General features: G+C 63.1%; 10 protein-coding genes, 1 pseudogene and 1 riboswitch. Of the genes and pseudogenes, 9 read left to right on the top strand and 2 right to left on the bottom strand.

Annotated features, from left to right (window positions below):
- Nucleotides 1-125 precede the first annotated feature (125 nt).
- Together ribB and EN884_RS14105 are read left to right on the top strand one after the other, a co-directional pair.
- Nucleotides 126-1,226: a 3,4-dihydroxy-2-butanone-4-phosphate synthase gene (gene ribB, locus EN884_RS14110; protein ID WP_013532799.1), complete on the top strand. Its 1,101-nt coding sequence runs from the start codon at nucleotides 126-128 to the stop codon at nucleotides 1,224-1,226.
- A gap of 33 nt (nucleotides 1,227-1,259) precedes the next feature.
- A complete protein-coding gene (locus tag EN884_RS14105; protein ID WP_063167667.1) occupies nucleotides 1,260-1,802 on the top strand; it encodes a GNAT family N-acetyltransferase in 543 nt (180 codons plus the stop codon).
- Between the two features lie 37 nt (nucleotides 1,803-1,839).
- Here EN884_RS14105 and EN884_RS14100 read toward each other — a convergent pair whose 3' ends face one another.
- Nucleotides 1,840-3,063 carry an MFS transporter gene (locus tag EN884_RS14100; protein ID WP_063167668.1) on the bottom strand — a complete coding sequence of 408 codons (1,224 nt, stop codon included), beginning with the start codon at nucleotides 3,061-3,063 and terminating at the stop codon, nucleotides 1,840-1,842.
- Nucleotides 3,064-3,183: 120 nt separating this feature from the next.
- On the opposite strand from EN884_RS14100, the gene EN884_RS14095 reads away from it, so the two are divergent.
- Nucleotides 3,184-3,792: a TetR/AcrR family transcriptional regulator gene (locus tag EN884_RS14095; protein WP_013532796.1), complete on the top strand. Its 609-nt coding sequence runs from the start codon at nucleotides 3,184-3,186 to the stop codon at nucleotides 3,790-3,792.
- A gap of 284 nt (nucleotides 3,793-4,076) precedes the next feature.
- On the top strand, nucleotides 4,077-5,060 hold the full coding sequence (locus EN884_RS14090) for a hypothetical protein (RefSeq protein WP_063167669.1): 984 nt from the start codon (nucleotides 4,077-4,079) through the stop codon (nucleotides 5,058-5,060).
- A gap of 122 nt (nucleotides 5,061-5,182) precedes the next feature.
- Here EN884_RS14090 and bluB read toward each other — a convergent pair.
- A pseudogene (gene bluB / locus EN884_RS39530) lies at nucleotides 5,183-5,800 on the bottom strand (5,6-dimethylbenzimidazole synthase); the annotation flags it as partial.
- 110 nt (nucleotides 5,801-5,910) lie between these two features.
- Nucleotides 5,911-6,091: riboswitch (cobalamin riboswitch) on the bottom strand.
- A gap of 121 nt (nucleotides 6,092-6,212) precedes the next feature.
- On the opposite strand from bluB, the gene EN884_RS14080 reads away from it, so the two are divergent.
- The 5 genes from EN884_RS14080 to EN884_RS14060 all read left to right on the top strand — a co-directional run.
- Complete coding sequence (locus EN884_RS14080; protein ID WP_063167671.1) at nucleotides 6,213-7,139, top strand: histone deacetylase family protein; 927 nt, start codon at nucleotides 6,213-6,215, stop codon at nucleotides 7,137-7,139.
- A 3-nt stretch (nucleotides 7,140-7,142) separates the two neighbouring features.
- The gene (locus EN884_RS14075) at nucleotides 7,143-7,394 is read left to right on the top strand and encodes an exodeoxyribonuclease VII small subunit (RefSeq protein ID WP_013532792.1); all 252 of its coding nucleotides are present in this window, start codon (nucleotides 7,143-7,145) and stop codon (nucleotides 7,392-7,394) included.
- A gap of 110 nt (nucleotides 7,395-7,504) precedes the next feature.
- Nucleotides 7,505-7,771, top strand: a complete 267-nt coding sequence (locus EN884_RS14070; protein WP_013532791.1) for a DUF2277 domain-containing protein — start codon at nucleotides 7,505-7,507, stop codon at nucleotides 7,769-7,771.
- 39 nt (nucleotides 7,772-7,810) lie between these two features.
- Nucleotides 7,811-8,731 (top strand): pirin family protein, encoded by a 921-nt coding sequence (locus EN884_RS14065; protein ID WP_063167672.1) that lies wholly within the window; start codon nucleotides 7,811-7,813, stop codon nucleotides 8,729-8,731.
- Between the two features lie 142 nt (nucleotides 8,732-8,873).
- The coding region (locus EN884_RS14060; RefSeq protein WP_281034828.1) for a 1-deoxy-D-xylulose-5-phosphate synthase N-terminal domain-containing protein at nucleotides 8,874-9,385 on the top strand (512 nt) is incomplete at its 3' end.

Below are 9,385 nucleotides of genomic sequence, written 5' to 3'. Positions count from 1 at the left end.
GAATAGGGGAATAGGGGAATAGGGGAATATGTTGCGCTCTTAGCCCGGCCGGCCAAATCTTTTTGCTTTTCCCTACTCCCTTACTGCCCTACTCCCTTATTCCCCTGCGAGCAAAGCGAGCACTTATGCCTTACGACCAGAAGAAAATCGTCGAAGCCCTGCGTGCTTTCGAACGCGGCGAGATCGTCGTCGTCATGGATGATGACGGGCGCGAGAACGAGGGCGACCTGATCGTCGCCGCTGTCCACTGCACGCCCGAAAAGATGGCGTTCATCGTTCGCCACACCTCCGGCATCGTCTGTACGCCGATGCCGCGCGAAGAAGCCAAGCGGCTGAACCTTGCCCCCATGGTCGCCGACAACGATTCCGCCCACACCACCGCTTTCACCGTCAGTGTCGATTTCAAGCATGGCACCACGACCGGCATCTCGGCCGAAGATCGCACTTTGACCGTTCGCAATCTTGCCAACGGCAATGTCGGTGGCTCGGATTTCGTCCGCCCCGGCCACATCTTCCCGCTGATCGCGCGCGAAGGCGGCGTGCTGATGCGCTCAGGCCATACCGAAGCAGCGGTCGATCTGTGCAAGCTCGCCGGCCTGCCGCCGGTTGGCGTCATTTCCGAGCTGGTCAATGATGACGGCACCGTCAAGCGCGGTCCGCAGGTGCAGGCTTTCGCCGAGGAGCATGGCCTCAAGCAGGTTTCGGTCGCCGACCTCATCGCCTACCGGCAGCGCAAGGAAACGCTGGTCGAACGCGTCGCCTGCTCGGAAATCGACACGCTCGGCGGCAAGGCACAGGTCTTCACCTACACGCTGCCGTGGGACTCCATGCATCACGTCGCCATCGTCTTCGGCGACATTCGTGACGGCGAGGACGTGCCGGTGCGTCTGCATTCGGAGGATGTGGTGACCGATGTCTTCGGCACCAGCCACCGGCTCGACGCCATCATGAAGACAATGGGCGAGCGCAGGCGCGGTGTCATCGTCTATCTCAGAGAAGGCTCCGTCGGCGTTGCGCATCAGGAGCGCAAGCGGCCGGCAAGCGGCGACCGCGAGGATCACGAAGAGGCGCGCCGCCGTGAAAACGAGTGGCGCGAGATCGGGCTAGGCGCCCAGATACTCAAGGATCTCGGCATCTCCTCGATCAACCTGATCGCCTCGCGCGAACGCCACTATGTCGGCCTTGAAGGTTTTGGCATCCACATCGCCAAGACCGAGATCCTCTGAGCCTCCCGTCGATCCGGTTGCCGGAGAAGACGGATGAATGCGTCCCTGCCTTCCAGCCAGCGCAGCGAGCGGCTTTTGCTGCGCCGCCCAGAAGAGGCTGATCTGGATTTCCTGATCGATCTCTTTTCGCGCCGGGAACTTGTTGCGCATCGTCCGGGCCCTGTCCCGGATACAGCCCAGCAGAGCGCCGCGCGGCTGACGCGCGACATCGGTCATTGGCACAAGCACGGCTTTGGCCGCTGGGCGGTCGAGGCGGATGAAAAGCTGGTCGGCTTCGGCGGCGTCACGGTATCGGCGGATTTCGACGGTCTGAACCTGTCCTATCATCTTCATCCGGCGAGCTGGGGACATGGCTATGCCACGGAATTGGTGACGGAAGCACTGCGCACCGCGTTCGGCCCCTTGCGTGCCGATCGGGTTGTCGGCCTCGTCCGCCCCGCCAATCCGGCTTCGCGACGGGTGCTGGAGAAATGTGGCTTCGTCTTCGAAAAAGAGGTGATTCTGCACGGGGCGCCAACGATAGTTTTGGCATTGGCGCACCCAAGAAGAGTCAATATTTCAGGCCCGGCTGCCTAGAGCGGCGCGCCCGGCCTAAGGCCCGGGCGCGCCGGAACTATTCCGCAGCAATCGCGGCTGCTTCGCATCCGTCCGTCTCGCACTCAGCCGTGGCAAGGCTGCGCTGGCCAAGCAGCACCGTGGCCAGCGCGATCGTGCCTGAAGCCACAGAGACCCAGAACCCGTTCTGGGCACCGAACGCATCGACCACCGCGCCGGCCGCGAACGAGCCGAGCGCCATGCCGATGCCGATGCCGGTCATGACCCAGGTAATGCCTTCGGTCAGCATCGCCTCCGGCACATGCCGCTCGATCAGGCCGAAGGCGGTGATGAAGGTCGGCGAGATCGCCACGCCGCTGATGAACACGGTCAGCGCCAGCAGTGGCACGGTGTCGGCGGTGAGCGGCAACAGCGTGCCGAGCGCGACGAGGGCGACTGCGATGGCCAACTGGCGTTGCAGCGGCGCCTTCAGGCTGAGCGCGCCGACGATGATGCCGAGCACGAACGATCCCAGCGCATAAACGCCGATGACAAGGCTGGCGGCGCCGGGCTGGCCAAGCTCCTTGGTGATCGCCACGGTGCTGACTTCCGTCGTCGCGAAGGTCGCGCCGATGAAGATCAGGGCGAAGGTGATGATCTGAACCGGCCGCAGGCGGATCGCCGAGCCGCTTGAGCCATGGTCCACCGGCCGCACTTGCGGCTCCGTCGAGCGTTGCAGGATGAAGGCCGCTGATCCGAATGCGAGAAATAATGTGCTCACCAGAACGCCGGCTTCCGGGAACAGGGCAGCACTGAGACCGACCGATAGCGATGCCCCGGCGATATAGACCAGTTCATCGGCCGCGGACTCGAAGGCGAATGCGGTGTTCATCTGCGGCCGTCCGCGGAAAATCTCTGTCCAGCGCGCCCGCACCATCGCCGGCATGCTTGGCATGGCCGCGGCCAGTAAGGCCGACACGAACAGCGTCCACACCGGCCAGTCCTGGTTGGCCGCCGCTATCAGGACGGCGAAAGCCAGCACCGCGATGATGGTGGTGGGCACGACGATCCGTGTCTGGCCCAGGCGGTCCACCAGTCTGGATATCTGCGGCGCAACGAAAGCGTTGGCCAGCGCGTATGTTGCCGAGACGGCTCCGGCCAGCCAGTATTCGCCACGCGTCTGCGACAGCATCGCCACGATGCCGATGGGCGCCATGGCGATCGGCAGGCGCGCCATGAATCCGGCGGCCGCAAAGCCCTTGGTTCCGGGGGCACGAAAGATTTCCGCATAGGGATTTTGCATGGGTGGTTCCTCGACAAAGGACGATTCGGCAATTACATACGAAGCGTATGATTGTTAAATAGAGCATACGCCGCGTATGTCAATTGGCATACGTTACGTATGTGAATAGGGCCAGAAGCCATGCACAGACCCCGCAAGGAGATGATCGCCGAGACGCGCGCAAAGCTGATCGCGGCGGCCCGCCATGCCTTCGGCACAACAGGCTATGCGGAAGCCTCGATGGATGATTTCACCGCTTCGGCCGGGCTGACGCGCGGCGCGCTCTATCATCATTTCGGCGACAAGAAGGGGCTGCTGCAGGCGGTCATAGCCCAGATCGACGGCGAAATGGCGGCGCGCATCAATGAGGTCGCGTCGAGAGCGCCGACCCGCTGGCAGCATTTCGTCGACGAGTGCTCGACCTATATCGAGATGGCGCTGGAGCCGGAAATCCAGCGCATCATGTTCCGGGATGGCCCGGCCGTGCTGGGGGATCCAGCGCAATGGCCGAATGCCAGTGCGTGCATCGTGTCAATGACCGACCATCTGACCGCGCTGCAGGAGGAGGGGGTCGTTGTCTCGAGCCTCGACCCCGAGACGGCCTCGCGACTGATCAACGGAGCGAGCAGCCAGGCAGCGCAACGGATCGCCAATTCGGACGACCCCGAAGCGACGTCCAAGAAGGTGGTGACGGCGTTCAAGCAACTGCTCGAAGGCCTGCTCAAGAAGCCGGATCCGCAGTCGAATTGAAGTTCCCACCGGAGCTTTTCGTGCCGGCAGCTGTTCCCGATAGGAATTTTTTCTTGACACCTGCCCTCAGCTAAGGTACATATTCGTCCATGGTGCTGATTTGCGCCGGTGACCCGCCGCACAGGCGGGTTTTTCGTTTGATGCTCCGTCAGACAATGCGCCGGCGAAAGGCTGCGAAAGAAAACCGTTGCCCAGAATTCGTCGCCCTGTGGTGCCAGGGCCGGCAATTGACAATCGCCGGGTTGAGTTCATCCTCTTCCACCATCTCTGAGGCGGAGGGGCACATGTGGGATTTCGAGATCGGCCGGTCGGTGTCCATCATGATGCGGACCTGGCCGTTCATCGTCTTTCGTATGATCGTCTATTTCGGCATCACGCTGGCCTACATCATGGCGACCGGCACCGGTGCCTCGGTCGGCTATGGCGTCGGCCATATCTCCACCGATCCCGACGGGCCCATGTCCTTTGCCCTGTGGGGCGGCGTGGTCGGGTTTGGCATCGTCTCGATCGCGGTCTACTGGATCCGCGAATACATCCTCTATATCGTCAAGGCCGGCCACATCGCCGTCATGGTTCATCTGATCGACGGCCGCGACATTCCCGGCGGTCAGGACCAGATCGCCTACGCCAGGGATGTCGTCACCCAGCGTTTTGCCGAGGCCAATATCCTTTTCGTCGTCGACCAGCTCGTCAAGGGTGCCATCCGCGCCATCACCGGCCTGCTCGGCGGTATCGCCGCCTTCCTGCCGATACCGGGCCTGAGCGGCCTGGTCTCCTTCATCAACACGGTGATCCGCCTGTCGCTGACCTATGTCGACGAGATCATCCTCGGTTACAACATCCGCATCAATTCAGCCTCACCCTTCGAGACGGCGCGCCAAGGCGTCGTGCTCTATGCCCAGAACGGCAAGGTCATGGTCAAGAACGCCGTCTGGCTGGCGGTCATCATGTGGGGCGTGTCGTTCGTCATCTTTCTGATGATGCTGGCGCCTGCCGGCGCCATTCTGTTCCTGATGCCCGGCCAGCTCGCCGGCTGGGCCTTCGTGCTCGCCATCGTCTTCGCCTGGGCATTCAAGGCGGCCTTCATCGAGCCTTTCGCCATCGCTTGCCTGATGCAGGTCTATTTCAAGACCATCGCGGGCCAGGTGCCGGATCCGGCCTGGGACGCCCGGTTGGCCGAGGCGTCGTCGAAGTTCAGGGAGCTCAAGGACAAGGCGCTCGCCTCCTTCGGCGGTTCGCGCTGGGGTACGGCCGGCGCCACACCCTGATCGGCCGGGCAGGTGGTGTCTGGTGAGGCAGAAACGGTGTTGAGGCGCGCCACGGTGGACTTGAGCTGTGTCTCGCCTTGCCCGGAAAACGTCTCGCTCATGATCAGTTCCGGCAGCGGCAGCCGCCGTCCCCAACCATGCGTTTCAAGGTCCGGTTTGGAAGCGAACTCGGAAACACGGCCGACGCAGAGATAGGCGATTGGCGTTACGTGATCCGGAATGGCCAACAGCCGCTTCAGCGCCTCAGCCTCGATGATGCTCACCCAGCCGACGCCAACGCCCTCGGCACGCGCGGCCAGCCAGAAATTCTGCACCGCGCAGACGGTGCTGTAGAGATCCATCTCCGGATTGTGCCAGCGTCCCAGCGGCGAACCCTTCGAGCGCTGCCGGTCGCAAGTGATGCAGATGTTGAGCGCGCTCTCGCAGATGCCTTCCAGCTTGAGCTTGCGGTACAGCGCCTGTTTTTCCGCCTCGATCGCCGGCAGTTCCTGCTCGCGCGCGGCCAGGAACAGGTCGCGCACCTCCGCTCGTCGTCCGGCATCGCGAATGACAATGAAATTCCATGGCTGCATGAAGCCGACCGATGGCGCGTGATGGGCGGCAAGCAGCAGCCGCGCCAGCACGTCGTCATCGATCGCGGTGGGCAGGAAATGGCTGCGCACGTCGCGCCGCGTGAACATGGCGCGATAGACCGCATCGCGCGCATTCTGGTCGAATCCATCGTCAATGGCAGCGGTCATATGTTCCGGCATCGCTTGTCCCCTTGCGATTGCAGATTCAAAACGGTCAGAGCGTACTTTGTGCGTCCAAATGGACGCACGTCGCTCTGATGCCACCCGCCCGACCATGCGGATGACGATGCCTGCCAGGCCGGTCTTCTGGCTTGGGATCAACCCGCGTCCGGTGCCTTCCCGTCATCGACAGTGGCATTTACCGGCGCGGTCCCCCTCACAGCGTTGGGCACGCCACGGAATTCAACCGTGTTCCCGATTCTCCCGCTTGCGGCGGGCACCAGGCAGTGCCAAGGACTTTACGCCGAAGCGCCGGCGAGGCCAATGCCTGCGGCGACACGAATGGACGCAGGCGCGATTTTCCCCAGTCATCGGCCGCCCGTGCATGGCCTTTGTCGATCCGGGTCACTAGATTAGGACGATGACCACCCGTCTCTACACGCATCCGATCTTCCTCGAGCATCTCACGCCGCCCGGACATCCCGAGCGGCCCGACCGCCTGCGTGCCATCGAGCGCGTGCTCGACGAGGAAGCCTTTGCCGGGCTCGATCGTATCCAGGCGCCGGAAGGCGACGAGGCCACCATCCTCTACGCGCATCCCGCCGATTTCGTCGCCCGCGTGCGCGCCGCCATTCCCGACGAGGGGATTGCCCGCATCGATGCCGACACCACTGCCAGTCCGAAGAGCTGGCAAGCGGCGATCACCGCGATCGGCGCCGCCAACGCCGCCGTCGATGATGTCTTTTCGGGCCGCGCCGACAACGTCTTCGTCGCCGCCCGGCCGCCCGGCCATCATGCCGAAAAGACCACGGCCATGGGCTTCTGCCTGTTCAACACGGCGGCGATCGCGGCGCGTTATGCGCAGAAGAAACACGGTGTCGAGCGCGTTGCCATCGTCGACTGGGACGTGCATCACGGCAATGGCACGCAGGATATTTTCTGGGACGATCCCTCGGTGCTCTATTGCTCGACACACCAGATGCCGCTTTATCCCGGCACCGGAGCGAAGACCGAAACGGGCGCCGGCAACATCGTCAACGCACCGCTGGCGCCGCAGACCGGCAGCGAAGTGTTTCGCGATGCCTTCCTGTCGCGCGTCCTGCCCGCGCTCGACAATTTCGCGCCCGACCTGATCATCATTTCGGCCGGGTTCGACGCGCACCACCGCGATCCGCTGGCCGAGATCAATCTGACCGAGGATGATTTCGATTGGGCGACCGGCCAGCTGATGCAGCGCGCGGCACGCCACAGCGGCAACCGGCTCGTCAGCCTGCTCGAGGGCGGCTACGATCTGCAGGGATTGGCATTTTCGGTCGCCGCCCATGTCGGGCGACTGATGAAAGGATGAACGATGGCTGGTGAGACCAACGAAGACGTCAAGGCGATGAGCTTCGAGCAGGCACTCGATGCGCTGGAGAAGATCGTCGATGATCTGGAGCGTGGCGACGTGCCGCTCGACCAGTCGATCAGGATCTATGAACGTGGCGAGGCGCTGAAGGCGCATTGCGACCGGCTGCTGAAGGCCGCCGAGGACAAGGTCGAGAAGATCAGGCTGTCGCGCGACGGCAAGCCGGTTGGAACGGAGCCGCTCGACGCGGATTGAGGCCGGTCCGAACGATGGCCTCGCCTCACCGGTTTTTGGACATGATCATGATCGAGGATATAACTCGTTGCGATTGAAACAGCTCAAGGACAAGAGGAGATACGGAAGCGATGTGCAGAAACATCAAGACCCTGTTCAATTTTGATCCGCCGGCAACCAATGACGAGGTGCGCGACGCGGCCCTTCAGTTCGTCCGCAAGCTGAGCGGAACGACGCGACCCTCGAAGCAGAACCAGCACGCCTTCGATCATGCCGTCGACGCCATCGCGGCCTCGGCGCGCGAACTGCTCGATTCCCTGGAAACCCATCAGCATCCGCGCAATCGCGAAGAGGTGGCGGCCAAGCTGCGGGCAAAGGCGGCCATCCGCTTTGCCTGATGCGGCCAGGCGGCCTTCGACCACCGACAAGGAGAGTCCATGAGCTTCTTCCCCGGGAAAGACCCTGAGGTGGGCGATGCGTTCGCCAGCGATCAGATCGAATTGATGGTCATTCCGAACGCCAAGGACATCGGTGGTTTTCAGGTGCGCCGTGCCCTGCCAACGGCAAAAAGGCGGTTGGTCGGTCCGTTCATCTTCTTCGACCGCATGGGTCCCGCGATCCTGCGGGCCGGCCAGGCGCTGGACGTCCGTCCGCATCCGCATATCGGACTGTCGACGGTCACCTATCTGTTCGACGGCAAGATCCGGCACCGCGACTCCCTCGGCACCGAAATGGTCATTCAGCCCGGCGACGTGAATTTGATGACCGCCGGCCGCGGCATCGTCCATTCGGAGCGTACGCCGGAGGAACTGCGTGGCGCGCCGATGTCGGTATCCGGCCTGCAGACATGGCTGGCGCTGCCGGACGACAAGGAAGAGGTGGCTCCTGTGTTCGAGAACACAGGAGCGCTCAGGCTTCCCGAGATTGATGCCGAAGGCGTCAACGGGCGCCTCATCATCGGCGATTTCCAAGGATTACGGTCCCCGGTCAGGGCCGATTCGGAGACGCTCTACGCCGACCTGCGCCTGGCGCCCGGCGCCAGCGTGAAAATCCCTGCCGATGCGGAAGAGCGCGCCATTTACACGCTGGAAGGCGAGGTCTCGATTTCGGGCGATGTGTTCCCAGCCGAACGGCTGCTGGTCTTCCGTCCCGGTGACGAGATCGTCGTGTCGTCGCAGACCGGGGCGCATTTCATGCTGTTCGGCGGCGCCTCTCTTGGTTCGAAGCGTTACATCTGGTGGAATTTCGTCTCGTCGTCGAAAGAGCGTATCGAACAGGCGAAAGAGGAATGGAAGACAGGCCGCTTCGACATCGTTCCAGGAGACGAGGAAGAGTTCATTCCGCTGCCGGAAAGCTGATGCCTGTCGCCCAAAGTGGCCCGGTTTTGGGGAAACGACCTGCATAGAAGCAAAAGACCACAGTCTGATCCGCGTCACTGACACGCATTTACTTTCGCCGGCCGGCGGCCTATTTCGCCCATCAACCGAAAGCCTGAGCACCGTGAACGCAACGCCGCATACGCCGCTTCTCGACAAGGCCCGCATCCCGGCCGACCTGCGCATGCTTGCCGAGAGTGAGCTGCCGCAACTGGCGTCCGAGCTTCGCGCCGAGCTGGTCGACGCGGTATCCCGCACGGGTGGTCATCTGGGCGCCGGCCTTGGCGTGGTCGAGCTGACAGTGGCGCTGCACTATGTCTTCAACACCCCCGATGATCGGCTGATCTGGGATGTCGGCCACCAGGCCTATCCGCACAAGATCCTGACCGGCCGCCGCGACCGTATCCGCACGCTGCGCCAGGAAGGCGGCCTGTCCGGCTTCACCCGCCGCGCCGAGAGCGAGTACGATCCCTTCGGCGCTGCCCACTCCTCGACATCGATATCGGCCGGCCTCGGCATGGCCGCGGCCCGCGATCTCTCCGGCGGCCGCAACAATGTCATCGCCGTCATCGGCGACGGCGCCATGTCTGCCGGCATGGCCTACGAGGCGATGAACAATGCCGGCGCGCTCGATGG

The sequence above is a fragment of the Mesorhizobium sp. M7A.F.Ca.AU.001.01.1.1 genome, from assembly GCF_004022735.1.
GTDB lineage: Bacteria > Pseudomonadota > Alphaproteobacteria > Rhizobiales > Rhizobiaceae > Mesorhizobium > Mesorhizobium ciceri.
Note: the sequence above shows the minus strand (reverse complement) of the source record. Positions and strands in the feature narration are given on the sequence as shown.